Source organism: Streptomyces griseoviridis (genome assembly GCF_005222485.1).
Taxonomy (GTDB): Bacteria; Actinomycetota; Actinomycetes; order Streptomycetales; family Streptomycetaceae; genus Streptomyces; species Streptomyces hintoniae.
Genome location: NZ_CP029078.1, coordinates 1,894,440 through 1,919,963, shown reverse-complemented (window position 1 = coordinate 1,919,963; position 25,524 = coordinate 1,894,440). Strand labels below are relative to the sequence as shown.

19 protein-coding genes are annotated in these 25,524 nt (G+C 73.7%); 12 read left to right on the top strand and 7 right to left on the bottom strand.

Going from position 1 to position 25,524, the window contains the following annotated elements:
• Positions 1 to 18: 18 nt before the first annotated feature.
• Positions 19 to 1,497: a cytochrome P450 gene (locus DDJ31_RS07570; RefSeq protein WP_127181060.1), complete on the top strand. Its 1,479-nt coding sequence runs from the start codon at positions 19 to 21 to the stop codon at positions 1,495 to 1,497.
• Here DDJ31_RS07570 and DDJ31_RS07565 read toward each other — a convergent pair.
• From DDJ31_RS07565 to DDJ31_RS07555, 3 genes are all read right to left on the bottom strand, one after another.
• Positions 1,491 to 2,441, bottom strand: a complete 951-nt coding sequence (locus DDJ31_RS07565) for an RluA family pseudouridine synthase (protein ID WP_127181061.1) — start codon at positions 2,439 to 2,441, stop codon at positions 1,491 to 1,493. The two genes, DDJ31_RS07570 and DDJ31_RS07565, sit on opposite strands and share 7 nt — an antisense overlap.
• A gap of 123 nt (positions 2,442 to 2,564) precedes the next feature.
• Positions 2,565 to 3,410 (bottom strand): siderophore-interacting protein, encoded by an 846-nt coding sequence (locus DDJ31_RS07560; protein WP_127181062.1) that lies wholly within the window; start codon positions 3,408 to 3,410, stop codon positions 2,565 to 2,567.
• Between the two features lie 302 nt (positions 3,411 to 3,712).
• Positions 3,713 to 4,642, bottom strand: a complete 930-nt coding sequence (locus DDJ31_RS07555) for a 5'-3' exonuclease (RefSeq protein WP_240678453.1) — start codon at positions 4,640 to 4,642, stop codon at positions 3,713 to 3,715.
• A gap of 212 nt (positions 4,643 to 4,854) precedes the next feature.
• Between DDJ31_RS07555 and DDJ31_RS07550 the strand changes: the two genes are divergently transcribed.
• The 4 genes from DDJ31_RS07550 (at position 4,855) to DDJ31_RS07535 (ending at position 10,680) form a co-directional block, all read left to right on the top strand.
• Positions 4,855 to 5,937, top strand: a complete 1,083-nt coding sequence (locus tag DDJ31_RS07550) for a quaternary amine ABC transporter ATP-binding protein (RefSeq protein WP_127181064.1) — start codon at positions 4,855 to 4,857, stop codon at positions 5,935 to 5,937.
• Positions 5,930 to 8,539: an ABC transporter permease/substrate binding protein gene (locus tag DDJ31_RS07545; RefSeq protein WP_127181065.1), complete on the top strand. Its 2,610-nt coding sequence runs from the start codon at positions 5,930 to 5,932 to the stop codon at positions 8,537 to 8,539. The genes DDJ31_RS07550 and DDJ31_RS07545 overlap by 8 nt, the downstream gene beginning before the upstream one ends.
• 852 nt (positions 8,540 to 9,391) lie before the next feature.
• A complete protein-coding gene (locus tag DDJ31_RS07540; protein WP_127181066.1) occupies positions 9,392 to 9,955 on the top strand; it encodes a helix-turn-helix domain-containing protein in 564 nt (187 codons plus the stop codon).
• Positions 9,955 to 10,680, top strand: coding sequence for a helical backbone metal receptor (locus DDJ31_RS07535; protein ID WP_127181067.1), 726 nt, complete (start codon positions 9,955 to 9,957; stop codon positions 10,678 to 10,680). The genes DDJ31_RS07540 and DDJ31_RS07535 overlap by 1 nt, the downstream gene beginning before the upstream one ends.
• Here the strand turns inward: DDJ31_RS07535 and DDJ31_RS07530 are convergent.
• Positions 10,607 to 11,773, bottom strand: a complete 1,167-nt coding sequence (locus tag DDJ31_RS07530; protein WP_127181068.1) for a TDT family transporter — start codon at positions 11,771 to 11,773, stop codon at positions 10,607 to 10,609. The two genes, DDJ31_RS07535 and DDJ31_RS07530, sit on opposite strands and share 74 nt — an antisense overlap.
• A gap of 70 nt (positions 11,774 to 11,843) precedes the next feature.
• Here DDJ31_RS07530 and DDJ31_RS07525 point away from each other — a divergent pair, with 70 nt between their 5' ends.
• Positions 11,844 to 12,767 carry a LysR family transcriptional regulator gene (locus DDJ31_RS07525; protein WP_127181069.1) on the top strand — a complete coding sequence of 308 codons (924 nt, stop codon included), beginning with the start codon at positions 11,844 to 11,846 and terminating at the stop codon, positions 12,765 to 12,767.
• Between the two features lie 47 nt (positions 12,768 to 12,814).
• On the opposite strand, the gene DDJ31_RS07520 is transcribed toward DDJ31_RS07525, so the two are convergent.
• Positions 12,815 to 13,501 (bottom strand): gamma-glutamyl-gamma-aminobutyrate hydrolase family protein, encoded by a 687-nt coding sequence (locus tag DDJ31_RS07520; protein ID WP_127181070.1) that lies wholly within the window; start codon positions 13,499 to 13,501, stop codon positions 12,815 to 12,817.
• Between the two features lie 302 nt (positions 13,502 to 13,803).
• Positions 13,804 to 14,535, bottom strand: a complete 732-nt coding sequence (locus DDJ31_RS07515) for a FadR/GntR family transcriptional regulator (RefSeq protein ID WP_127181071.1) — start codon at positions 14,533 to 14,535, stop codon at positions 13,804 to 13,806.
• An 85-nt stretch (positions 14,536 to 14,620) separates the two neighbouring features.
• On the opposite strand from DDJ31_RS07515, the gene DDJ31_RS07510 reads away from it, so the two are divergent.
• Genes DDJ31_RS07510 through DDJ31_RS07495 form a run of 4 tightly spaced genes read left to right on the top strand, consistent with a single transcriptional unit; the run spans position 14,621 to position 19,442 of the window.
• Positions 14,621 to 15,979, top strand: a complete 1,359-nt coding sequence (locus tag DDJ31_RS07510; protein WP_127181072.1) for a glutamine synthetase family protein — start codon at positions 14,621 to 14,623, stop codon at positions 15,977 to 15,979.
• A 28-nt stretch (positions 15,980 to 16,007) separates the two neighbouring features.
• Positions 16,008 to 17,387, top strand: a complete 1,380-nt coding sequence (locus DDJ31_RS07505) for an aldehyde dehydrogenase family protein (RefSeq protein WP_127181073.1) — start codon at positions 16,008 to 16,010, stop codon at positions 17,385 to 17,387.
• Entirely contained in the window at positions 17,384 to 18,166 is a 783-nt protein-coding gene (locus tag DDJ31_RS07500) for a 3-oxoacyl-ACP reductase (protein WP_127181074.1), read from the top strand. The genes DDJ31_RS07505 and DDJ31_RS07500 overlap by 4 nt, the downstream gene beginning before the upstream one ends.
• A gap of 25 nt (positions 18,167 to 18,191) precedes the next feature.
• Positions 18,192 to 19,442, top strand: coding sequence for a haloacid dehalogenase-like hydrolase (locus DDJ31_RS07495; protein ID WP_127181075.1), 1,251 nt, complete (start codon positions 18,192 to 18,194; stop codon positions 19,440 to 19,442).
• 39 nt (positions 19,443 to 19,481) lie between these two features.
• Here the strand turns inward: DDJ31_RS07495 and DDJ31_RS07490 are convergent, their stop codons facing one another.
• The gene (locus DDJ31_RS07490; protein WP_127181076.1) at positions 19,482 to 20,684 is read right to left on the bottom strand and encodes an amino acid deaminase/aldolase; all 1,203 of its coding nucleotides are present in this window, start codon (positions 20,682 to 20,684) and stop codon (positions 19,482 to 19,484) included.
• A gap of 2,812 nt (positions 20,685 to 23,496) precedes the next feature.
• Between DDJ31_RS07490 and DDJ31_RS07485 the strand changes: the two genes are divergently transcribed.
• Both DDJ31_RS07485 and mycP read left to right on the top strand, forming a co-directional pair.
• Complete coding sequence (locus tag DDJ31_RS07485; RefSeq protein ID WP_127181077.1) at positions 23,497 to 24,309, top strand: hypothetical protein; 813 nt, start codon at positions 23,497 to 23,499, stop codon at positions 24,307 to 24,309.
• Positions 24,306 to 25,499: a type VII secretion-associated serine protease mycosin gene (gene mycP, locus DDJ31_RS07480; protein WP_127181078.1), complete on the top strand. Its 1,194-nt coding sequence runs from the start codon at positions 24,306 to 24,308 to the stop codon at positions 25,497 to 25,499. Before DDJ31_RS07485 ends, mycP begins: the two co-directional genes overlap by 4 nt.
• Positions 25,500 to 25,524 lie beyond the last annotated feature (25 nt).

Below are 25,524 nucleotides of genomic sequence, written 5' to 3'. Positions count from 1 at the left end.
TTCCTCGGAGTGACCCCCGTGACGTCTGAACACACCTCCCCGACCGGAACGGACGACCTCGCGCTCGCCCCGCCGCCCGGCTGCCCCGCCCACGGCACGGGCCCCGGCGGGCTGCACCGGCTCTACGGGCCCGAGGCGGAGGACCTGGACGCCCTGTACGAGCGGCTGCGCGAGGAGCACGGCCCGGTGGCGCCCGCGCTGCTCCACGACGATGTGCCGGCCTGGGTGGTCCTCGGTCACGCCGAGAACCTCCACATGGTGCGCACGCCCTCGCAGTTCACCCGCGACAGCCGGATCTGGGGTCCGCTCCTCGACGGCACGGTCAAGCCCGACCACCCGCTGATGCCGCACATCGCGTGGGAGCCCATCTGCTCGCACGCCGAGGGCGACGAGCATCTGCGGCTGCGGGGCGCGGTCACCGGTGCCATCGCGACCATCGACCACCGCGGTATCCGCCGGTACATCAACCGCGCCACCCAGCGCCTGGTCAACGCGTTCTGCAAGCGGGGCACCGCCGATCTGGTCGGTGAGTTCGCCGAGCATCTGCCGATGGCCGTGCTGTGCGAGATCCTCGGCATGCCCGAGGAGTACAACGACCGGATCGTGGAGGCCGCCCGCGACATGCTCAAGGGCACCGAGACGGCGATCGCCAGCCAGGGCTATGTGCTGGACGCCCTGCAACGGCTCACCGCCCGGCGCCGTGCGCACCCCGAGGAGGACTTCGCGAGCCGGCTCGTCACCGACCCGGCGGCCCTCACCGACGACGAGGTCACCAAGCACCTCTGGCTGGTGCTGATGGCCGCCTACGAGGCCACCGTCAACCTGCTCGCGAACGTCCTGCGGGTGGTCCTCACCGAGCCCGGGTTCCGCGCGCAGCTCAGCGGCGGCCAGATGACGGTGCCCGAGGCGGTCGAGCAGTCGCTGTGGGACGAGCCGCCGTTCAGCACGATCTTCGCCTACTTCGCCAAGCACGACACCGAGTTGGGCGGTCAGCGGATCAGCAAGGGTGACGGGCTGCTCCTGGGGATCGCTCCCGGCAACGTCGATCCGCGGGTCAGGCCCGACCTCGACGCCGGTATGCAGGGCAACCGTTCGCATCTCGCGTTCGGTGGCGGGGCGCACGAGTGCCCGGGGCAGGACATCGCCCGCGGGATCGCCGGCACCGGGGTGGACGCGCTGCTGATGCGGCTGCCCGATGTGCAACTCGCCGTCCCGGAGGACGAGTTGCGGTGGACGCAGTCGATCGCCTCCCGGCACCTGGTGGAGCTGCCGGTGTTCTTCGCGCCGAAACCGGAGCAGGACGTCCTGGCCAGGCCGAGCCAGAAGCCGCTGCCCGCGCCGCGCGCCACCTGGCAGGTCGGGGTGCCTGCCGCCGCGCGGCCCCGCCCGCCGGCCGAACCGCCCGAGCCCGTCGTCCCGCCGCGGGAGCCGGCGCCCGAGCCGCAGCCGCGACTCGGGCTCTGGCAGCGGCTCGTGGGCTGGTGGCGCGGCTACTGACCGGCCCAGCGCGGGTACGACGACCAGGCGTCGAGCGTGCGGGTGCTGCGGAAGCGGTGCTCGGTCCGGGTGATGGGGTCGGTGAACTCCAGTGTCCGTGCCAGCAGTTGGAGCGGACGCCGGAAGTCGCCGGGCGGTACGGGGCCGGTGACCACGGGGTACAGCGGGTCACCGAGGAGGGGCACACCGAGGGCGTTCATATGGACGCGCAGCTGGTGGGTCTGGCCGGTCGTCGGGGTCAGGCGGTAGCGGCCGAGCCCGTCCGCCCGCCGGTGCTCGGCGAGTTCGACCCGGGTCACCGCGTTGGGCTCGCCGTCCGTCTCGTAGGCGGCGAGCACCCCGCGCTCCTTCACGATCCTGCTGCGCACGGTCCTGGGCAGCGCGAGCCCCGGATCGTGGGGTGCGATCGCCTCGTACTCCTTGCGCACCCGCCGGTCGGCGAAGAGCGACTGGTACGCGCCGCGTTCCTCGGGCCGAACCGTGAACAGGACCAGTCCCGCGGTGAGCCGGTCGAGGCGGTGCGCGGCGCCCAGCGCCGGCAGGCCGAGGTCGCGGCGCAGCCGGGCCAGGGCGGTCTCGGTGACATGGCTGCCGCGCGGGACGGTGGCCAGGAAGTGCGGTTTGTCGGCGACGACGAGGTGGTCGTCGCGGTGGACGATCTCGATGGCGAAGGGGACGGGCACCTCGGTGGGCAGATCGCGGTGGAACCACACGAACATGCCGGGCACATAGGGGGCGTCGGAGGCCACGGGCCGCCCGTCCGCCGCGACGATCCGCCCCTGCTCGAACATCTCCGCGATGACGGCCGCATCCGCCGACAGCCGATGGGTCAGGTGCTCCCGGACGGTGGCCCAGGCGCCGTCGCCCGGCAGGCGCACCCGTACCGGGTCGACGCCCTCGCGCTGGGGCAGGGGAGCGGGCGGCACACGGCGGCTGCGGGTCATGGCGGTCAGCGTACGAGGTGCGGGGCGGGCTCAGACGGCGTCAGGCGTCCGTGCCGCGGCCCGCGCACCCCCGGCCTGCGGAGGCGGCGGCGGGCCGGTCGGGGCGCCGCCGCTCTCGACGGGTCACGCGGCGGGCGCCGCGCCCTCCTGCTCCACCTCGATGCGCGCGTTCCACTCCCGCTTGGAGGCCTGCCAGCCGTCCTCGTTGTGGCCGAGCCGCCAGTAGCCGGAGATCGACAGGTCCTCGCGCGGCAACGCCTTCTCGACGCGCAGCAGGTGGCGGAGTTCTTTGACGAAGTGGGCCTCGCCGTGCACGAACGCGTGCACCCGGCCCTCGGGGAATTCCAGTGCCCGCACGGCGTCGAGGAGCGGCTCGCCGACCGGGCGGTCGCCGCGGTGCAGCCAGGTGACCTCGACGTCGGAGTCGATCTTCTGCTCCTCCTCGGGTCCTGAGACCTCGACGAACGCGTGGGCCCGTGCGCCGGCGGGCAGCGCTTCGAGGGAGCGGGCGATGGCGGGCAGGGCGCTCTCGTCGCCGACGAGGAGGTGCCAGTCGGCGTCGGGTGCGGGGGTGTAGGCGCCGCCGGGGCCCATGAACAGGACCGTTTCGCCGGGCTTGACGCGCTGCGCCCACGGTCCGGCGAGGCCCTCGTCGCCGTGGATGACGAAGTCGAGGGTCATCTCGCGCTGCTCGGCGTTCCAGTCCCGGACGGTGTAGGTGCGGGTCACCGGCCACTGGTCGCGGGGGAACTCGGCGCGGATGCGCTCCATGTCGAAGGGCTCGGGGTAGACGGCGCCCCCGGCCGGGAACAGGAGTTTGACGTAGTGGTCCGTGCAGGTGTCCGCCGCGAACCCGCCCAGACTCTCGCCGCCGAGCACCACGCGCTGCATGTGGGGTGTCAGCCGTTCGGTGCGGACGACCTGCGCGGAGTGGGGTGTGCGCGGCTTGCGTGCCGGGCGTTCTGCCATGGCGGCCTCCCTGTTGCCTTGCTTAGGTAAACCTAAGTTAGCATCTTCCCCTACTCTCCGGCCGAGTCCCCCTCGGTGCGGGAGATGAATCCCTACCGGGGGAAGAGGCCCTTTTCCGGCTGATGAGAATGCCATTCTCCGGTCGGGAGCGGGGGAGGCGCGCGCCCTTGCCGGGGCGGGGGAGGCACGCGCCCCCGCCGGGGGCTGGGGAGACACGCTCCGTGCCGACTGCGTCGCTCCGCGACGAACGTGCCGCCCCTGCGTGTGGTCCGTGCCGCCCCTCCGCTTCGACCGCGCCGCTGCTACGCGTCGAGGGTGGTGAGCAGGCGGTGCAGTGAGCCGCCCAGGCCCCAGCGGGTGCCCAGCTCCGCCACCGCCGCCGGGTCGCGCGGGGTGTGCGGGAGCGCCGGGTCGACGTCCGGGAGCGGGACGTCGTCGGCGACCTTGACGACCTTCGGCGCCACCGCGAGGTAGGGGCGGGACTCGTCGAGGCGCTTGCGCTGCGACGGTGTCAGCTTCGCCTTCGGGTCGTCGATCGCGGCGATGATCCCGGCCAGGTCACCGAACTCGGCGAGCAGTTTCGCGGCCGTCTTCTCGCCGATGCCGGGGACGCCGGGCAGGCCGTCGCTGGGGTCGCCGCGGAGGGTCGCGAGGGCCGCGTAGCCGCGGCCGTCCACGCCGTACTTCTCGCGCAGGGTCGACTCGTCGGTGAGCTGGAGGCTGCCGACGCCCTTGAGGGGATACAGGACCCGTACCCCGCGGGCGTCGTCGACCAGCTGGTAGAGGTCGCGGTCGCCGGTGACGATGTCGACCGGTCCCGTGGCCCGCGCGGTGAAGGTGCCGATCACGTCGTCGGCCTCGTAGGCGGCGACGCCCACCCGGGCGATGCCCAGCGCGTCGAGGACCGACTCGATGATCGGGACCTGCGGGGAGAGGGTGTCGGGGACCTCCTCGGTGTCCGGGCCCGACGGCTGTTCCTCGGCGACCCGGTGCGCCTTGTAGGAGGGGATCAGGTCGACCCGCCACTGGGGGCGCCAGTCGGCGTCCATGCAGGCCACGAGGGAGTCCGGCCGGTGGTCCTTGACCAGGCGGTCGATGAATTCGAGGAGTCCGCGCACGGCGTTCACGGGGGTGCCGTCGGGGGCCTTCACGGACTCCGGGACGCCGAAGTAGGCGCGGAAGTAGAGCGAGGCGGTGTCGAGGAGCATCAATCGTCCGGTCACGTCCCGCATCATGCCGCACACCACTGACAGTCACCGCCCCCGGCGACGGACGGCGTGTGACGTGCTCCGTTCCCCTGCAATGTGACCTGAATCACTCATGTGTTTGGTCCGGACCGGTCAGGGCAGGCGCCGCCTCGGAGCGATACCGGTTGCTCATTCAACTGACCAGTGGTGCGCGGCGCTGTCGTCTCCCTTCCTTGCCGCCGAGACGAGAGGTTCGCGTGTCCTCCAGACTTGAGGCCCAGCACCTGTACAAGGTGTTCGGCAGACGTCCCGACGAAGCAGTAGAACGGCTCCAGAAAGGAGCGGATCGCGAGGAGTTGCGCTCCGACGGCACCACCGCCGCCGTGATCGACGCCTCCTTCACGGTCGAACCGGGCCAGATATTCGTCGTGATGGGGCTGTCCGGGTCCGGCAAGTCCACGCTCCTGCGCATGCTCAACGGCCTGCTGGAGCCCACCTCCGGGCAGGTCCGCTTCGACGGGGACGACCTCACCGGGCTCGACGACCGCGCCCTGCGCGAGGTCCGCGCCAAGAAGATCAGCATGGTCTTCCAGCACTTCGCGCTCTTCCCGCACCGCAGTGTGCTGGAGAACGCCGCCTACGGCCTGGCCGTGCAGGGCGTGCCCCGCGCCGAGCGCGAGCGTCGCGCCGGCGAGGCGCTGGCCCTGTGCGGACTCGAAGGCTGGGAGCAGTCCTGGCCCGACGAGCTGTCCGGCGGCATGCAGCAGCGCGTCGGCCTGGCCAGGGCGCTGGCCACCGACGCCGACCTGCTGCTCATGGACGAGTCGTTCAGCGCGCTCGACCCGCTGATCCGCCGTGACATGCAGGACCAGCTCCTCCAGCTCCAGCAGAGCCTGAAGAAGACGATCGTGTTCATCACCCATGACCTCAACGAGGCCATGCGGCTCGGTGACCGCATCGCCGTCATGCGGGACGGCCGGATCGTGCAGACCGGCAGCGCCGAGGACATCCTGATCCGCCCGGCCAACGACTACGTCGCCTCGTTCATCCAGGACGTCGACCGCTCCCGGGTGCTCACCGCGGGCGCCGTGATGGAGACGGAGCTGCGCGGCGACGAGGCCGACTGCGACTGCGAGACGGCGACGCCCGACACGCCGTTCACCGAACTCTGCGCGATCAGCGCCCGGCTGACCCACGCGGTCGCCGTCCTCGACGAGGAGCACCACGTCGTGGGCGTCGTCCCGAGGCAGCGGCTGGTCGGTTTCATCGGCGACGAACAGGCCGGTCCCGCCGCCTGCGACTCCCCGCGCGGCGGCGGCAAGGTGGTGGCCCGTGCCTAGGATTCCGCTCGGCGACTGGGTCAACGACACCGTCGACTGGCTGCTCGCCCATGTGAACTGGCTGTTCGAGTTCTTCAAGACCATCTGCACGGGCACCTACGACGGCATCAACGCCGTCCTCCAGGCGCCCGAACCGCTGCTGCTCGCGGGCATCTTCGCGGTCCTCGCGTTCTGGCTGCGCGGCACCCTGGCCGGTGTCCTCACCTTCGTCGGATTCGCCTTCATCGACTCCCTCGAACTGTGGGACGACGCGATGGTGACCCTGTCGCTCGTCCTGGTGGCGACGATCATCGCGCTGGTGGTCTCGGTGCCGGTGGGCATCTGGGCCGCGCGCTCCGACCGGGTCTCCGGCCTGGTCAGGCCGGTCCTCGACTTCATGCAGACCCTGCCCGCGATGATCTACCTCATCCCGGCGATCCTGTTCTTCGGGACCGGCGCCTCCGCGGGCATCGTCGCGACCCTGATCTTCGCGCTCGCCCCCGGCGTGCGCATGACGGAGCTGGGCATCCGGCAGGTCGACAAGGAACTGGTCGAGGCCGCCGAGGCGTTCGGCACCTCGCCCCGTGACACCCTGCTGCGGGTCCAGCTCCCGCTGGCGCTGCCGACCGTGATGGCCGGCGTCAACCAGGTCATCATGCTCGGCCTCTCGATGGCCGCCATCGCCGGCATGGTCGGCACCGGCGGCCTCGGCGGCGACGTCAACCAGGCCATCGGCCAGCTGGACGTCGGCCTCGGTTCCGAGGCCGGTGTCGCCATCGTGATCCTGGCGATCTACCTCGACCGGATGACGGGCGCGCTCGGCACCCAGGTCTCCCCGCTCGGCCGGCGTGCCGCGGCGCGGGCCCGTGCCGCCAAGGGCGTGAAGCTCTGGTCGTACCGGCCGAGCCCGCAGATCGCCGTGATCGGTGTCGTGGTGCTGGCGCTGGTGGCCGGCGGCATGGGGATGTTCGGCGGCTCGGGCGACTCCTCGGAGGTCGCCGACGGCAAGAACGTCGGCCAGGGCAAGAAGCTGACCATCGGCTACATCCCCTGGGACGAGGGCGTCGCCTCCACGTTCCTGTGGAAGGAGATCCTGGAGCAGCGCGGCTACCAGGTGGACGCCAAGCAGTTCGACGCCGGTCCGCTGTACACCGCGCTCGCGCAGGGCAGCGTGGACTTCGAGACGGACTCCTGGCTGCCGACGACGCACGCGGAGTACTGGAAGAAGTACGGGAGCAAGCTCGACGACCTGGGCGCCTGGTACGACCAGACGTCCCTGGAGCTGACCGTCCCCGCGTACATGAAGGACATCAACTCCCTCGCCGACCTCAAGGGCAAGGGCGCCACCTTCGGCGGGAAGATCACCGGTATCGAGGCGAGCGCCGGTGAGACGGGTCTGCTCAAGAGCAAGATCCTCAAGGAGTACGGCCTCGACAAGGAGTACAAGGTCGTCGACAGCTCCACGCCGGCGATGCTGGCCGAGCTGAAGCGCGCGATCAGCAAGAAGGAGCCCATCGTGGTTCCGCTGTGGTCGCCGCACTGGGCGTACAACGACTACGACCTGAAGAAGCTCAAGGACCCGAAGGGCGCCTGGGGCGAGGGTGACGGCGTGCACACGCTGTCCCGCAAGGGGCTCGCGGACGAGAACCCGGTCCTCGGCGGCTGGCTCAAGGACTTCAAGCTGGACGAGAAGCAGCTGACCAGTCTTGAGGCCGAGATCAACAAGGTCGGCAAGGGCAAGCAGCAGGACGCCGTGCGCACCTGGCTGAAGAAGAACCCGGGCCTTGTCGACAAGCTCGCCCCGGTGGCGGACGCCAAGGCGGGCGCCGAGACCAAGCGGACCGTGAACGTCGCCTGGTTCCCGTGGGACGAGGACGTCGCCGTCACGTATCTGTGGAAGAACGTGCTGGAGAAGCGCGGTTACAAGCTGAACCTGAAGCAGATGGACGTCGGTCCCGTCTACACGGGGCTGGCCGCCGGTGACCTCGATCTCAACTTCGACGCCTGGCTGCCGTACGCGCAGCAGAACTACTGGGACAAGAGCAAGGACAAGCTCAAGGATCTCGGCACCTGGTACGAGCCGACGTCCCTCGAGGTCGCCGTCCCGTCCTATGTGAAGGGCGTCGACTCCCTGGAGGACCTCAAGGGCAAGGCGTCGACCTTCGACGGGAAGATCATCGGGATCGAGCCCGGCACCGGTGAGATGAACCTGCTGAAGACGAAGGTGCTGCCCGGCTACGGCCTGGACAAGGAGTACAAGGTCGTCGACGGCTCCACGCCGGCGATGCTGGCCGAGCTGAAGCGGGCCGTCGCCAAGAAGGAGCCGGTCGCGGTCGTGCTGTGGTCGCCGCACTGGGCCTACAGCCGCTACGAGCTGACCAAGCTGAAGGACGACAAGAAACTCTTCGGCGAGGGCAACACGATCCGCACCATCTCCAACGAGAAGTTCCCCGAGCAGTACCCCCGACTCACCGAGTGGATCAAGAAGTTCAGGATGAGCGAGGACGAACTCGGCAGCCTGGAGAGCGAGATCAACGCGAAGGGTCAGGGCAAGGTGGAGGAAGCGGTCGCCGCCTGGGTCGAGGAGCACCCGGACGTCGCCGAGCGCATGACTCCGCGGTAACCCGCCGTACGACAGCGGTACCACCCGAGGGGTGGGCCCGGCCCCACGCGTCCTGACCGCGTGGGGCCGGGCCCACCCCTCCGGCGTGCCGGGACGGCGCACCCCCTCGGGCACCACAAGGATCCGGCCAACCACATAGCGCTACATCCCTGCCCAGACCTCGGGGGTGCGGGGCCGGCCCCGGCGGGCGCGAGCGTGCCGCGCCGGGTACGCCGCGCCGCCGCGCCGAGGCACTGAGGGCCGCGACGAGGTGGGCGGCGACGGCCGCGCACGCACCGGCGGTGCGCCGGGGCGCCGTGCGGGCGCGGGGCGACCGGGCCACGCGCCGACCCGCTGCGGCACGTGGCACTCCGTGCCTGATCACCGCCCTGCCGGGGCTGCCGGGACGGGCGGTGCGGGAGGGAACACAGGGGACCGGCCGCGCATTGAAGTGAAGGGTCGACGTCCGCTCCTCGCCGGGGGCAGGCGCGGCGCGACGGCATCGGGAGCCGGCGCCGTCCCGCCCGTCGCACCGGCCGGTGCCGGGCCGTTCGACGGGCCCCGCGCGCCCTCGGGAGGCGGGCGCCCGGTGGCGCGAGCGCCGACGGCGGCCCACAGTGGCCCGAAGGGCCTTCCCGACGCTCTGGTCAGCGGGTTCGTCCCGATGGCGGGAGCAGGGCGAGGCACGTGCCCGGAACCCATCCGCGGGCGGGAGGTGGCGAATTGACGGCACACCGTGTTTACGGGTATGTGACGCCCGCATGAAACAGTTTGCCGAACCTGCGTAAGGTGCAGAGAACTCCACAGGAGTTCCGCGCACCGCACGACGGTGCGTGCCGTACGGACCGACGGGTGAAGGAGGGAGCCGGAGCCATGGGCGATCACAAGGACCAGCCGCTGCGCGTGGGCGCGGCCGTGCGACGGCGGCGCCGTTCGCTGCAGCTCACCCTCGCCGTCGTCGCGGAGCGCAGCGGACTGTCGGTGCCGTTCCTCAGTCAGATCGAGAACGACCGCGCGCGGCCCAGCCGTACCTCCCTCGAGAAGGTCGCCGACGCCCTGCGGACCACCGCCGTGGAACTGCTGGCCGCGGCCGATCCGGCGTGCAGCGTGGACGTGGTGCGGGCCGAGCCCGTCGAGTCCGCCGCGCCCAGGGCGCGTTCACTGGTGCGCGGCCATCACCAGATGCACGCCTCGGAGTTCACGGGCGACCAGGACGCGGGCCGCGAATTCCAGTACCGCAACGACCAGTTGATGTACGTCGCGGACGGCGCGGTGGAGGTCGAGGCGGAGGGCCGCGCCTACCGGCTCGGCCGGGGCGACACCCTGTATCTGACCGGCGGGGTGCGGCACAGGTGGCGGGCGACGGTCTCGGACACCCGGGTGGTCGTCGTCGCCGTCTCCGAGCACATCGAGGCGGTCGGGGACCGGACGCGGTAGTGGCGCCGCGGGTGGTGTCCCTGGTGCCGTCGCTCACCGAGGCGGTCGCCGTGTCGGTGCCCGGCGCGCTGGTCGGCGCCACCGACTGGTGCACGCACCCGGCCGGTCTCGACGTGGCGCGGGTCGGCGGCACCAAGAACCCGGACGTCGAGCGGATCCTCGCGCTCGCCCCCGACCTGGTGGTCGCCAACGAGGAGGAGAACCGCGCCCCCGATCTCGCCGCCCTGCGCGCCGCGGGCGTCGAGGTGCTGGTGACCGAGGTGCGGAGCGTGGAGCAGGGCTTCGCCGAACTCGCGAGGACGCTCACGGCGTGCGGTGCCGGGTCCCGGCCCGCGTGGCTGGTGGAGGCCGAGCGGGTCTGGGCGGAGCTGCCCGTCCCCGGTGTCCGGCGGACCGCGGTGGTCCCGGTGTGGCGGCGGCCCTGGATGGTGCTCGGCCGGGACACCTTCGCCGGTGACGTCCTCGCCCGGCTGGGGGTCGACCACCTCTGGGCGGGCCATGCCGAGCGCTACCCCCGGGTGGCGCTGGCCGAGCTGGTGGCGGCCGCCCCCGATCTGGTGGTGCTGCCCGACGAGCCGTACCGCTTCACGCCCGACGACGGGCCGGACGCCTTCCCCGGGCTGCCCTGCGCGTTCGTGGGCGGGCGGCACCTCACGTGGTACGGGCCGTCGCTGGCCGAGGCGCCGCGGGTGCTGGCCGGGGCGCTGCGAGCAGCGCGCCGCTGACCAGGCCGCGGGCCGTGTGCGCGGCGGCGACGGCCCAGGCGGCGACCAGCAGGACGTACAGGCCGGTCGCGAGCCAGGCGTAGCAGTCGAGCCCGGTGTGCCGGGCGAGGGACGCGGCGCCGGTCACACAGGTGCCGACCGGGAAGGTGAACGCCCACCAGGTCATCGTGAACCGCATGCCCTCGCGGCCGGCCCGCACCACATGCGCGCAGGCCAGCGCGAGCCACAGCAGCGCGAACCCCATGACCGGCACCCCGTAGAGCACCGCGAGCGCCTGGAAGCCCGTGCTGTACGGCGCGGCGACGACACCGGGTGCCAGCTCCGCGAACCGGCCGACGGCGGTGGTGGACTGCCCGAGCGGGCCGAGGACCAGGAACAGGGTCGGTGTCAGCGCGAGCGGCAGCGGCCCGCCGGTGAGCAGCCGCGCGAACACCACGGGCAGCGTGACGAGGACCGCCAGCAGGCTGAGCCCGAACAGGGCGAAGCAGGCGAGCAGCAGTGTCTGCCGGGGCTGCCCCGCGGGCAGGTGGGGCACCAGGGACGGGCCGAACGCCGCGGACACCATGGGCGCCACCAGCGGCAGCAGCCACACCGGGGTCGCGGACCCGGGCTCGATCCGGTGCCGCACGGCCATCAGATACGGGACGGCGACGGCGGCGGCGAGCCCGATCACGGTGCCCGCGGAGAACAGCGCGGCGGCGAGGGCGACGGCGGCGCGGGCGCCGATCCAGTCGGCGCCGACGGTGAGCGCGCCGCCGCCGACCGAGAGGAGGGCCATCGCGAGGCAGCCGTAGAACGGCGCGGTCGCGGGGTCGAGGAGGTGGGCGCGGGCCTGGTCGCGGTGGTGGGTCCAGTGCAGGGCGCGGGCCACCAGCAGGGCGGCGAGCAGCAGCGCGGACAGGGTCCAGACGGCGGCGCAGGCGGTGCGCAGGCCCGGCAGCGCCGACAGCGGGGCGGGGAGGGCGGCGCCCGCTCCCGCGACGATGGCGGTGCCCATGACGGTGGCGTACCAGTTCGGTCCGAGGTGACGGACCGCGGGGACGTGCGGTGGGCGTGCGGTGGCGCGGGGGAGGGCGGGGGCGACGGTGACCATGGCTCCACGGTCCCGCCGCCGGGGGAGGGGGACCAGGGAGCACCGTCCTATGAGGGCATAAGCTGGGTTTATGAGTGAGAAGGAGGGGCGTGTCCCGCCCGGCGGTGCGCTCGCGCACCGGGTGCCCGACCTGGGCGCGCTCGAACTGCTGCTGGCGGTGGCGCGGCTGGGCAGTCTGGGGGCGGCGGCCAGGGAGCTGGGCATCACCCAGCCGGCCGCGAGCAGCCGCGTCCGGTCCATGGAACGGCAGCTGGGGGTGGCCCTCGTCGACCGGTCGCCGCGCGGATCGCGGCTCACCGACGCCGGGGCACTGGTGACGGACTGGGCCCGGCGGATCGTCGAGGCGGCCGAGGCGTTCGACGTGGGGGCGCAGGCGCTGCGGGACCGGCGGGACTCGCGGCTGCGGGTGACGGCGAGCATGACCATCGCCGAGTACCTGCTGCCCGGGTGGCTGCTCGCGCTGCGCGCTCAGCGGCCCGACACGGCGGTCTCGCTGCACGCGGGCAACTCGACGGTGGTCGCCGAGCGGCTCCTCGCCGACCAGGCCGACCTCGGCTTCGTGGAGGGGGTGAGCGTCCCGGCGGGGCTCGACTCCGCGGTCATCGCCCACGACCGTCTGATCGTCGTCACCGCGCCCGCTCACCCCTGGGCCCGCCGCTCCCGCCCGCTGAAGTCCGCGGAACTCGCCGCGACCCCGCTGATCCTGCGCGAGGAGGGCTCGGGCACCCGGCAGGTCCTGGACGCGGCGCTCGGCGGTCTGGCCCGCCCGCTGATCGAGCTGTCCTCCACGACGGCGGTGAAGGCGGCGGCGGTCAGCGGGGCGGGCCCCGCCGTGCTGAGCGAACTCGCGGTCGGCGAGGAACTGGCGACGCGCAGGCTGGTCCTGATCCCGGTCGAGGGCGTGACGCTCGCCCGTGACCTGCGGGCGGTCTGGCCGACGGGCCACCGTCCGGTGGGTCCGGCCAGGGAGCTGCTGTCGCTGACGCGGGGGTAGGGGGTGTCTGGCGATTCCCGTCGTCGCGCGCAGGGCGGTGGCCCGGGTCAGGTCGCCGCGTTGATCAGGGCCCGCATCACGCGCAGGTCGTCGCCCATCTCGGGGTGCCACTGGACGCCGAGGGTCCAGGGCGCCGACAGGGACGGTTCGATCGCCTCCACCGTGCCGTCGAGTGCGTGGGCGGACGGGAGCAGGCCGTCGCCGAGGCGGTCGACGGCCTGGTGGTGGTAGGTGGGTACGGACGTCTCCTCGGGCGCCGCCGCCGCGTACCGGGTGCCCGGCACGGGCCGCACCGGGTGCCGGCCGAAGGCTCCCGGTACCCGCGCGTGGCCGTCGATGTGCTGGACCAGGGTCCCGCCGAGGGCGACGTTCAGCAGCTGCATGCCGCGGCAGATGCCCAGCAGCGGGAGCCCGGCGGCGAGGGCCGCGTCGATCAGGGCGAGTTCCCAGGCGTCCCTGGCGAGGGCGGGCGGTCCCGTGCGGGGCTGGCGCTCGGCGCCGTAGCGGGCGGGCTCGACGTCGGGGCCGCCCGCGATCACCAGCCCGTCGAGGCGGGCCACGGCCGCCGCCGCGTGCGCGGGCGCGTCCGGCGGGAGCATCGCGGCGAGCCCGCCCGAGCGCTGCACCAGCCGCGGGTAGCCGGCCGGCAGCAGGGCCGCGTCCAGCTCCCAGATGCCCCAGCGCGCGCCGGACTCCAGATAGGTGCTCACGCCGATCAGCGGCCGTCGGGTCACCGCGCCTCCCTCAAAGGTGTAGTCACATACCTTTAACTGGCGGGGTGGGGTCTCCGCAAGACCTCCCGGCCGGGAGGCGGTTCGAGATCTTCGGGCCGGGAGGCCGTCGCGGATGCGGTCGGGCGGGCGCCGATGCCGTCGGGTGTGTTCGACGCCCCCGGTCCGGGCCGGGTGCCGGCCGCCGGTCCCGGTCGGTCCCGGCCGGTGGGTCCGGTCGGTCCCGGCTGTCGGTCGCCGCCGGGGGCCCGTCCGTCCTGCGGCGGTCGGGCCGTCCATGTGGCGGTCGGGCCGTCCCTGTGGCGTCAGGCGAGGAAGCCGCGCAGCAGGGCCGCCGTGCCCCCGCAGTGCTCCCGCATCATCTCCCGCGCGCCGTCCGCGTCGCCGTCGAGGACCGCCTCGACCAGCGCGGTGTGCTGGCGCTGCGAGTGCTCCAGGTTGCGCACCAGCAGCGGGATGCAGTCGAGCAGGTCGTTCACGGTGGCCCGGACCGCCGCGTACTGGCCGGTCAGGCTCGGGGAGCCGCACAGCTCGGCGAGGGTCAGGTGGAGCAGCGTGTCCAGCCGCCGGTACTCGGTGAGCGGGGCGTCGTGGGTGCGGGCCAGCGCCTCGCGCAGCCGTGCCGCACCGGCCGCGTCCAGACCGTGCGCGGCGCACAGCCCGGCCGCCCCGACCTCGAGCACCTCCCGGAAGCGCAGCAGGTCCTCGATGTCGACGGAGCTGACCCGGCGGCGCAGTTCGGCCTCCCCGCCCGCGTCCCTGGCCAGCACGAACGTGCCGCCGTAGCGGCCGCGCCTGGACTCCACGAGCCCCTGGTCCTGGAGCACCTTCAGCACCTCGCGCAGCGTCACCCGGCTGATCCCCAGCCGCTCCGCCAACTCCCGCTCGGCGGGCAGCCGTTCGCCGCCCGGCACCAGGCCGAGCCGCACCACCTGGAGGATCTGCTCCAGGGCTTCCTCGAAGCCGTTCCCCGCCCGCACCGGACGCAGGACCGGAGTCAGCCGGTCCCGCAGCTCGCCGTCCGGATCCACCGACATCCCGGCGCACCCCCTTCCCAAGCAATGGTTCTCCGCAATACCTTATGACTCCGGGCTGACAGAAGAAGCCAGAGGAGGCTCACCCGTGGCAGACCGCACACCCCCGCTCGACGTCGAGACGCTCGTCGCCCTCGTCGACAGCGGTGAGATCGACACTGTTGTCCTGGCCTTCCCCGACATGCAAGGGCGGCTCCAGGGCAAGCGGTTCGCCGCCCGTTTCTTCCTCGACGAGGTCCTGGAGAACGGCACCGAAGGCTGCAACTACCTGCTGGCCGTCGACACCGAGATGAACACCGTCGACGGCTACGCCATGTCCTCCTGGGAGAGCGGCTACGGCGACTTCGCGATGCGCCCCGATCTGGGCACCCTGCGCCGCGTCCCCTGGAACGACGGCACGGCCCTGCTCCTCGCCGACCTCGCCTGGAACGACGGCACACCCGTCGTCGCCGCACCTCGTCAGATCCTCCGCCGCCAAATCGAACGCCTCGCCGCACTCGGCCTCACCGCACAGGTCGGTACGGAGCTGGAGTTCATCGTGTTCAAGGACACCTACGAGCAGGCCTGGGACCGCGGCTACCGGGAGCTGACCCCGGCCAACCAGTACAACATCGACTACTCGGTCCTCGGCACCGGCCGCATCGAACCCCTGCTGCGCCGCATCCGCAACGAGATGGCGGCCGCGGGCCTCACCGTCGAGTCCGCCAAGGGCGAGTGCAACCCCGGCCAGCACGAGATCGCCTTCCGCTACGACGAGGCCCTCGTCACCTGCGACCAGCACGCCGTCTACAAGACCGGCACCAAGGAGATCGCCTCCCAGGAGGGCGTGTCGATCACCTTCATGGCCAAGTACAACGAGCGGGAGGGCAACTCCTGCCACATCCACCTCTCGCTCACCGACGCCGACGGCGCCAACGCGATGGCCGGACCCGACGGCATGTCCGACCTGATGCGCCACTTCCTCGCCGGACAGCTCGCCGCGCTGCGCGACTTCTCCCTCCTGTACGCCCCCAACATCAACTCCTACAAGCGGTTCCAGCCCGGCTCCTTCGCCCCGACCGCCGTCGCCTGGGGGTACGACAACCGCACCTGCGCGCTGCGGGTCGTCGGCCACGGCCGCTCGCTGCGCTTCGAGAACCGGCTGCCCGGCGGCGACGTCAACCCCTACCTCGCGGTGGCCGGACTGATCGCCGCGGGACTGCACGGCGTCGAACAGAAGTTGGAACTGCCCGAGCCGTGCGCGGGCAACGCCTACGACGGCGGCTACGACCACGTCCCCGCCACCCTCCGGGAGGCCGCCGAGGTGTGGGAGAGCAGCCCGGTCGCGCGGGCCGCCTTCGGCGACGAGGTCGTCGCCCACTACCGCAACATGGCCCGCGTCGAACTCGCGGCCTTCGACGCCGCGGTCACCGACTGGGAACTGCGCCGCTCCTTCGAACGCCACTGATCCACCGCACCAGTTGAGAGGCTCCCCCGTGTCCGACCACCCCGATCTGCGGGTCCTCGATCCCGCCACCGAAGAGGTCGTCGCCACCGTCCCCGCCGCCACCGCGGCCGACGTGGACGCGGCCGTCGTCCGCGCCACGGCCGCGCAGGCCCGGTGGGCCGCCCTGGCCCCCGCCGACCGGGCCCGGCTGCTGCGCCGGTTCGCCCTCACCGTCGACGAACACCTGGAGGAACTGGCCCGGTTGGAGGTCAGGGAGGCCGGCCACACCCTCGGCAACGCCCGCTGGGAGGCGGGCAACGTCCGCGACCTGCTCGACTACGCGGCCGGCGGGGTGGAACGCCTGACAGGACGTCAGATCCCGGTCCCCGGCGGCCTCGACGTGACCATCCTCGAACCGCTAGGCGTGGTCGGCGTCATCGCGCCCTGGAACTTCCCCATGCCGATCGCCGCCTGGGGCGCGGTCCCGGCGCTCGCGGCCGGCAACGCCGTCCTCCTCAAGCCCGCCGAGACCACCCCGCTCACCGCCCTGCGGCTGGCCGAACTCGCCCTGACGGCAGGGCTACCCGAGCACCTCTTCCAGGTGCTCCCCGGACACGGCCCGGTCGCGGGCGACGCCCTCGTCGAACACCCCAGCGTCGCGAAGATCGTCTTCACCGGTTCGACGTCCGTCGGCCGCCAGGTGCTCGCCAAGGGCGCGGCCCGCCTCAAGCGGGTCACCCTCGAACTCGGCGGCAAGAGCCCCAACATCGTCTTCGCCGACGCCGACCTGGAAGCGGCCGCCGCGGCCGCCCCCATGTCCTTCCTCGACAACGCGGGACAGGACTGCTGCGCCCGCACCCGCATCCTCGTCCAGCGCTCGGTCCACGACCGCTTCCTCGAACTCCTCGCCCCCGCCGTCGAGTCGGTCCGGGTCGGCGACCCCTCCGACTCCGAGACCCAGATGGGCCCGCTCATCTCCAGGGCCCAACTCGACCGCGTCCGCGCCTACATCGACCCGGACGCCCCCGGCATCCGCGGCAAGGCCCCCGAAGGTCCGGGCTTCTGGTTCCCGCCCACCGTCCTCACCGGCGTCGACCCGCACGCCAGGGTCGCCGTCGAGGAGGTCTTCGGACCCGTCGCCGTCGTCCTGCCCTTCGACGACGAGGCCGACGCGGTGGCCCTCGCCAACGCCACCGACTACGGCCTCGCCGGCTCCGTCTGGACCCGCGACGTCGGCCGGGCGCTGCGCGTCTCGCAGGCCGTGCGGGCCGGCAACCTCTCCGTCAACTCCCACTCCAGCGTCCGCTACTGGACCCCCTTCGGCGGGTTCAAGCAGTCCGGCATCGGCCGCGAACTCGGCCCGGACGCCCTGACCGCATTCACCGAGACCAAGAACGTCTTCATCAGCACGGAAGGCCCCGCACAGTGAGCGCAGAGAACACCTGCCGACGACTCGTCGGCCGCACCGCCGTCATCACCGGCGCAGGCAGCGGCATCGGCCTCGCCACCGCCCGCAGGCTCGCCTCCGAAGGCGCCCACGTGGTGTGCGGCGACGTCGACGAGACGCGCGGCAAGGCCGCGGCCGACGAGGTGGGCGGAACCTTCGTCAAGGTCGACGTCACCGACGCCGACCAGGTCGAGGCGCTGTTCAAGACCGCCTTCGACACCTACGGCAGCGTCGACATCGCCTTCAACAACGCCGGCATCTCACCGCCCGACGACGACTCCATCCTGGAGACGGGCCTCGACGCCTGGAAGCGCGTCCAGGAGGTCAACCTCACCTCCGTCTACCTCTGCTGCAAGGCCGCCATCCCCTACATGCGCCGCCAGGGCAAGGGCTCCATCATCAACACGGCGTCCTTCGTGGCCCGGATGGGCGCGGCGACCTCCCAGATCTCCTACACCGCGTCCAAGGGCGGCGTCCTCGCCATGTCCCGCGAACTCGGCGTCCAGTTCGCCCGCGAGGGCATCCGCGTCAACGCCCTCTGCCCGGGACCGGTCAACACCCCGCTGCTCCAGGAACTGTTCGCGAAGGACCCCGAGCGGGCCGCCCGCCGCCTGGTCCACATCCCCGTCGGACGGTTCGCCGAGGCCGACGAGATCGCCGCCGCCGTCGCCTTCCTGGCGAGCGACGACTCGTCCTTCGTCAACGCCACCGACTTCCTCGTGGACGGCGGCATCGCGGGCGCGTACGTCACCCCTCTGTAGGTACGAACCGGTACGGTCCGGGCGTATGCGACACCTCATCGCCCGGACCCTGGCCGTGGCCGCCGCCCTCGCGGCCACCGCCACCGCCCCCGTACCCGCCGCCGCCACCGCCGACTGCCCCCGCCTGACCGGCCGCTGGCACGGCGACGCCCGCACCCACCTCCAGCGGCTCATCGACGAACGCGGCACCTGCGCACACCCCGGCGGACCCCGCCCGGTCGCCGCCTTCGACTGGGACAACACCGTCACCAAGAACGACGTCACCGACGCCACCCTCTCCTGGGCCCTGCGCCACGACCGCATCCTGCGCCCCGCCCGCTGGAAGGACACCAGCGCCTGGCTCACCGACACCGCCGACCACGCCCTCACCGCCGCCTGCGGCACCGGCACACCCGCGGGCACCCCCCTGCCGACCTCCCGCAACGCCCGCTGCACCGACGAGATCGCCGAGATCCGCGAGAGCGGCACCACCACCGGCGGCGCCGCCGCCTTCGCCGGCACCTGGAACCACCGCCGCACGGTCCCGCAGTACGCCTGGGTGCCCGCCCTCTTCGCCGGCCGCACCCCCGCCGAACTCTCCGGATACGCCCGCGCCGCCCGCCGCGAGGCCCTCGCCGCCCCGGTCGGCGCCGTCCGCACCCTCGGCACCCGCACCGTCCCCGGCTACGTCCGCTACTACGACCAGCAGCGCGACCTGATCCGCACCCTGCGCCGCGCCGGGTTCGACGTCCACGTCGTCTCCGCGGGCGCCGAACCCATCACCCAGGTCTGGTCCCGCTCCCTCGGCCTCGACGCCGCCCACACCCTCGCCATCCGCTCCGTCCTCGACCGCCACGGCCGCATCACCCCCCGCACGGAAGGCTGCGGCGGCGTCCCCGCGGGACCCGGCACCGCGATCCCCTACCTCGACGGCAAACGCTGCTGGATCAACCAGGAGATCAACGGCGTCCACGGCCAGGACGCCTGGCGGCAGGCGCCCTGGCCGCTGCGGCCCGCCCTCGCCGCGGGCGACGCCGACACCGACGCCACGTTCGTCGCCGACGCGACCGGCGTCCACCTCGTCATCGACCGCCACAAGCCCGAGCTGATGTGCCGGGCCCTCGACGACACCGACGGACGGTGGCTGATCCAGCCCATGTTCATCGACCCGCTGCCCCGCAGGACCGACCCCTACCCGTGCGCCACGGCCGCCTACAACGCCCCCGACGGCCGCCTGACCTCCTTGCTGCGCCCGGACGGCTCCACCGTCCCCGACCAGCCCGACACCGCCCGCTGACGGACCCCGGGCGCGGCAACCGCCCCAACTCCCCGCGCCTCAGAGGAACGTGTGCCCCTCGCCCCGGTACGTCGGCACCGTCGCCGTCACCCGGTCGCCCTCGACGAGGTGCAACGCGTCGAACCGCTCGCACAGTTCACCGGCCTTCGCGTGCCGGAACCACACCTTGTCGCCGATCAGCAGGTCATCGGCCGGAGCACCGAGCAACGGCGTCTGCACCTCGCCCGGACCCTCCTGGGGGTCGTAGCGCAGCCCCGCGGGCAGATACGGCACCGGCAGCCGGTCGGCACCCGCCGCACCGGACGCCGGGTAGCCACCGCCCAGCACCGTCACCACCCCCACCCCCGGCCTGCGCACCACCGGCTGCGCGAACAGAGCGGCCGGACGGCCCCTGAACGACGTGTAGTTGTCGAACAACCGCGGCACATACAGCCCCGAACCGGCCGCGATCTCCGTGACCGCGTCCTCCGCCGCCGTGTGCTGCACACTGCCCGTGCCACCGCCGTTGACGAACTCAAGGCCCGGCACCACCGCCCGCACCGCGCGCACCGCCTCCGCGCGCCGCTGCGCCAACTCCCGCCGCGCCGCCGCCTGCATCAACCGCACCGCACGCGACCGCAGCGGCCGACCCGCCACCGCGTCACCGACACCCGCCACATGGCCCTCGTAGCCCATGATGCCCACCACCTCGAACCCCGGCCTGCGGGCCACCACCCGCGCCAGATCGGCGAGTTGGGCGGGCGAGTACAGCGGGGAACGCCGGGCGCCGACCCGCACCCGGCCACCGAACAGCTTCAGCGCGGTGTCCAACTCCAGGCAGACCCGCACCACTTCACGGCCGCCGCCGCGCGCCTCGTCGATCAGCCGCAACTGCGCCGGGTCGTCGATCATCACCGTCACCGCGGCGGCCAGCTTCGGATCGGCGGTCAACTCGGCGAAACCCGTGCGGTCCGCGGACGGATAGGCCAGCAGCACGTCCTCGAACCCGGAGCGCGCCAGCCACAGCGACTCGGCCAGCGTGAACGACATGATCCCCGCGAAGCCGTCCATCGCCAGCACCCGTTCCAACAGGGCACGGCAGCGGACCGACTTGCTGGCGACCCGGATCGGTTTCCCGGCGGCCCGGCGCCGCAGATCAGCCGCGTTCGCGTCGAACGCGTCGAGATCCACGATGGCCACAGGGGCGTCGAGGTGGGCGGTGGCCCGGTCGTAACGGGCCCTGTCGGCGGCGAGCGCAGTCATGAACGAAGCCTGCCAGACAGGATTACCGCAGGGTAGGGGGACGTTCCGGGCAGATGCCCCGGGGTGCGCCGACTGGTTCCCGTTCGGCCGGGGGCAACCCGTAGAGTGACGCGAACGTACGGCGGAAACGATCCGGTCGCCCAGCCGCGCCGGGATGGCGCACCGCGCGTACGGGTATGCGTGCCCGGGACGGCGCTGACCGCATCGCCCGGACCGGCGTTGAGCGCCAGGACGACGGCCCGCGTACAGATGGACGGGCCCGGGGGCGCGAGGAAACGGGGGGTGCATGGGTACGGAAGCGCGGCACGCTCCGGTACCGCCACGCCCACCGCACCCACCGACGCCCCCCACCCCGCCCGCCGAGGAGCCGCCGCGGCCCCCGGCCCCCTCGACCGGCGTCTGGTCCCCCTGGCCCGCGGCGAACGACCCCTTCGACGCGTTCGGAACCCGACAGGGGAGACGCCCCGAGGCGGGGACGCGCGGCGAGGGGGTACGCGGCGAACAGGCGCGCGGCGAGGGCCAGGGCGTGAACGGGACCGTCACCGACGGGAGCCTCATGGGCGGGCGTGCCGAGGGCGGGGGCGTCGAGGGCGGTATGGCTGACGGCGGGGCGTCTGGTGGCGGGGCGTCCGGTGACGGGATTGCCGGTGGCGGGGCCTTCGGTGGCGGGGCGTCTGGTGGCGGGGCCTTCGACGGCGGTGTGTCCGGTGGCGATGGCGGTGGCGACGGGTCGGCTCGGACGTCGGGCGACGGTGGTGCCGCGCGCCCTGTCCCGCCCGAACGCCCGCCCACCCGCCCCCACTTCCCCTACCTCCGCCGCCCCTTCGACAACCCCGCCCCGCCCCAGGCGTCGGCCCGCTTCCCCGACGCGCCCCCTCGCGTGGGCGGCGCGGTGCCCCGGGCGACGGGCGCCGAGGGGCGGACCGAGGGCGACGCTCCGAGCGTCCGCCGGACGGACCTGCCGTGGACGTGGACACGGGGGGCCGCTCCGTCGCCGGACGGGGGGAGCGGGGGAGCGCCAACAGGGGGCACGTCTGGGGGCGACGACGGGCAGGGCCCGCGCGGGTCTGGTGCGGACGGGCGTGACGGCGGGCGGGGTGTGGCTCGGGCCGATGACGGTGGGCGGGGTGTGCCTCGGCCGGACCGGCGGCCCGGCGGTCTGAGTGAGCCTCGCGCCGAACGCGACGCCTCCGATCGCGCTGCCTCCGGCCGTGATGTGTCCGACCTCGATGCCTTCGACGCAAACGCCTTCGGCCGAAACGCCTCCGATCATCGCGACGCTTCCGGCCAGGATGTGTCCGGCCTGTCCGCCTCCGGCCCGCCCGGGTCCGGGCACCGGCCGTCCGGCGACCAGGATCCCGGGGGCGTGACCCCGGACGCCCCCGAACCGAGCCGGTCCGCGAGCCCGGTGCCCCCGCGCCCGACCGGCCGCCCCGGCCACCAGAGCGGGGCCACCGGCGCGACGGCCGGTTTCCCGCGTCCCGCCTCCACCGAGCGGACGCCCGCCGCGGGCAACCCGCAGACGGCCCCCACCCTCCCCGCTACCGACGCCGCCGGCCGACCGCCGGGCCCCGCCGCCGACAGCGTGAGACAGCCGGGCTCCGCCGCCGACGCTGGCCGATGGTCAGGCTCCGGCGCCGATGCCGGCCGACCGCCGGGCCCCGCCGCCGACAGCGTGAGACAGCCGGGCTCCGCCGCCGACGCTGGCCGATGGTCAGGCTCTGGCGCCGATGCCGGCCGACCGCCGGGCCCTGCCGCCGACAGCGTGAGACAGCCGGGCTCCGCCGCCGACGCTGGCCGATGGTCAGGCTCTGGCGCCGATGCCGGCCGACCGCCGGGCCCTGCCGCCGACAGTGTGAGGCAGCCGGGCTCCGCCGCCGACGGCGTGAGACAGCCGGGCTCCGCCGCCGATGCCGGCCGATGGTCAGGCTCCGCCGCCGACGGTGCCCGACGGCCGGCCCCGGCGTCCGACAGCGTCCGACAGCCGGGCCCTGTCCCCGCCGACGGGCGGTCGGCGGAGGCAGGTGCTTCCGGTGACGGAAACGTTCCGCGTCCGCCCGCGCCGCCGCACCCCACTCGCAGCCCAGGGCCGGACGCCGGGCGTCCGCCCGTTCCACCGCGTCCGTCGCACCGGCCCGGCCCGACCGCCCCGGGTCCGGCGGAACCTTGGGATGCCACTACCCCGACGGAACCTCCCCGGGGACCCGGTCCGGCGCCCACGGCCCCACCGGCCGCCACGTCCGCCGAGGCCCCCGACACCCGGCGGATTCCGGACAGCGGACGCGGCGACGACCCGCGTTCCGGGCGCGCCCCCGACCTGGGCAGTGATCCCGCTTCCGGCACCGGGCAGCGTTCCGCCGGTGGCCACAGGCCCGCCCGCTCCGCCGACGCCTACCCGCCCGATCCCGGTCGTGGGTATGCCTCCGCCCCTGACCCCGTCCCGGCTCCTGATGGTGGGCTCGTCGCCCCCGCCCGTGACGGTGGCTCCCGTTCCTCCCGCACCCCGCTCGCCGGGCGGCCGGGCTCCCGGGGCGACGGTCCGCACGCTCCCGTTCCCGGGCGCGCGCCCCGGCACCCCGGTGGTTTCCGGGGTGCCGCTCCCGGGCCGTCCTCGCCGCGGCCCGGTGCGCCCCGCACCCCCGTTCCCCCGCACGCACCGGCCGCTCCCGCCGGTCCCTACGCGCCCGCGCGCGGGGTTCCGCCGCGGCCTGTCGGGGCTCCCCTTCCGCAGCATCCGGACCGTCCCGGCGGCGACAGCGGGTCAGGGGTTCCCGATCCCGCGTTCTCCTGGAGCGCTCCGGGCAGGCCCGTCGTGTCGTTCGGGGAGCCCGAGGGGTACGACGCGCTGGCCAGGCCCCGGCCCCTCGGGGGACGGCTGCGGCCTCGGCTCGGTGCCGTCGCCGCCTGTCTCGTGCTGGGGCTCGGTCTCATCGGCGGTGCCGTCACCGGGAGTTGGCTGGCCGGCGAACCGGGCGCGGACCAGAGCCGCAGCTCGTTCGAGACCGCCGGCGGGATCTGGCACAGCGTGCCCGTCGACGAACTCTTCCCGCCGAGCGTTGAAGGGCGGGGCGCGGGACCCGGCGGCTCCGACCGGACCTGGACCCGGGTCGCCGTCGCGCCCGACAGCGGCTGCCAGGGCGCCTTCGACCCGCTGCTGCGCGAGGCCCTCGCGCCCGTCGGCTGCGAGCGGCTGCTGCGCGCCACCTACACCGACGCCACCCAGAGTTTCGTCACCACCGTCGGTCTGATGTTCACCAAGGCCGACGCCCCCGCCATGCGCGCACTCGCCCAGCGTTTCGACGGCGAGAAGCTCGCGCTCCGCACCGACCTGATGCCCCGCCCCTACGCCGCGAAGGACACCGCCGCCGCCCGCTTCGGCGACCCGCAGCGCGCCTCCTGGACGGTGTCGGTGCTCACCGACGCCCCCGTCGTCGTCTACTCCGTCTCCGGCTGGGCCGACGGCCGCAGCGTCGACACCCCGCAGCCCGCCGAGGAAGCCATGCGTTCCGGCGCCACCACGCCCCCCGCCCAGGCCGGCCTCGGCAACGAGGCGAAGGGCCTCGCCGACCGCGTCGAACGCGCTCTGCGCAAGGACGTCAGCGCCGGCCCGGAGGCGTCCTCGTGAGGCGGCCCGCCCTCGGCGCCCTCGGCGCGCTCCTCGCCGCCGCCCTGGTCATCGGGCCCGCCGCCACCGCGCACGCCGACGGCATCCGCGCCCAGCAGTGGGCCCTCGACGCCCTCCACACCCAGCAGGCGTGGCAGACCACCAAGGGCGCCGGCATCACCGTCGCGGTCCTCGACACCGGTGTCGAGGCCGACCACCCCGACCTCGCCGGGAACGTCCTCACCGGCAAGGACATGATCGGCTTCGGGGCCAGGCAGGGCGACAGGTCCTGGGCCAGGCACGGCACCGCCATGGCCGGCATCATCGCGGGGCACGGCCATGGACCGGGCCGCGCCGACGGCGTCCTCGGCATCGCGCCCGAGGCGAAGATCCTGCCGGTGCGGGTCATCCTCGAAGACGGCGACACCGCCCGCGGCAAGGCCCGCAGCACCCGGGGCAACGCCCTCGCCGAAGGCATCCGCTGGGCCGCGGACCACGGCGCCGACGTCATCAACCTCTCCCTCGGCGACGACTCCGCGTCCGCCCACCCCGAACCCACCGAGGACGCGGCCGTCCAGTACGCCCTGAAGAAGGGCGTCGCCGTCGTCGCCTCGGCGGGCAACGGCGGCGAGAAGGGCGACCACGTCTCCTACCCGGCCGCCTACCCGGGGGTGATCGCCGCGACCGCCGTCGACCGCTACGGCACCCGCGCCGCCTTCTCCACCCGCCGCTGGTACGCCACCGTCAGCGCGCCCGGCGTCGACATCGTCATCGCCGACCCCGACCACCGCTACTACGAGGGCTGGGGCACGAGCGCCGCCTCCGCGTTCGTGTCGGGGGCCGTCGCCCTCGTCAAGGCCGCGCACCCCGGGCTCACCCCGGCGCAGATCAAGAAGCTCCTGGAGGACACCGCGCGGGACGCCCCGGTCGGCGGGCGCGACGACTCCCGCGGCTTCGGCCTCATCGACCCCGCGGAGGCCATCACGGCGGCCGGGTCGATCACGCCGGAGGGCCTCCGGGCGGCGTCCTACGGCGACAAGTACTTCGGACCGGGACCCGACACCGCGCCGTCCGACGACGGCACCGCCGGCTGGGCCGCCCCGCTCGCCGGCGCTGCGGGCGGGGTGCTGCTGGTGGCGGCCGTCGTGCTGTGGCGCGGCCGGCGCGACCGGAGCGACCACCGGCGGCACGTCCTCGACGGCGACTTCTGAGCGGAGGGCGCCGCACGGGCGGCCG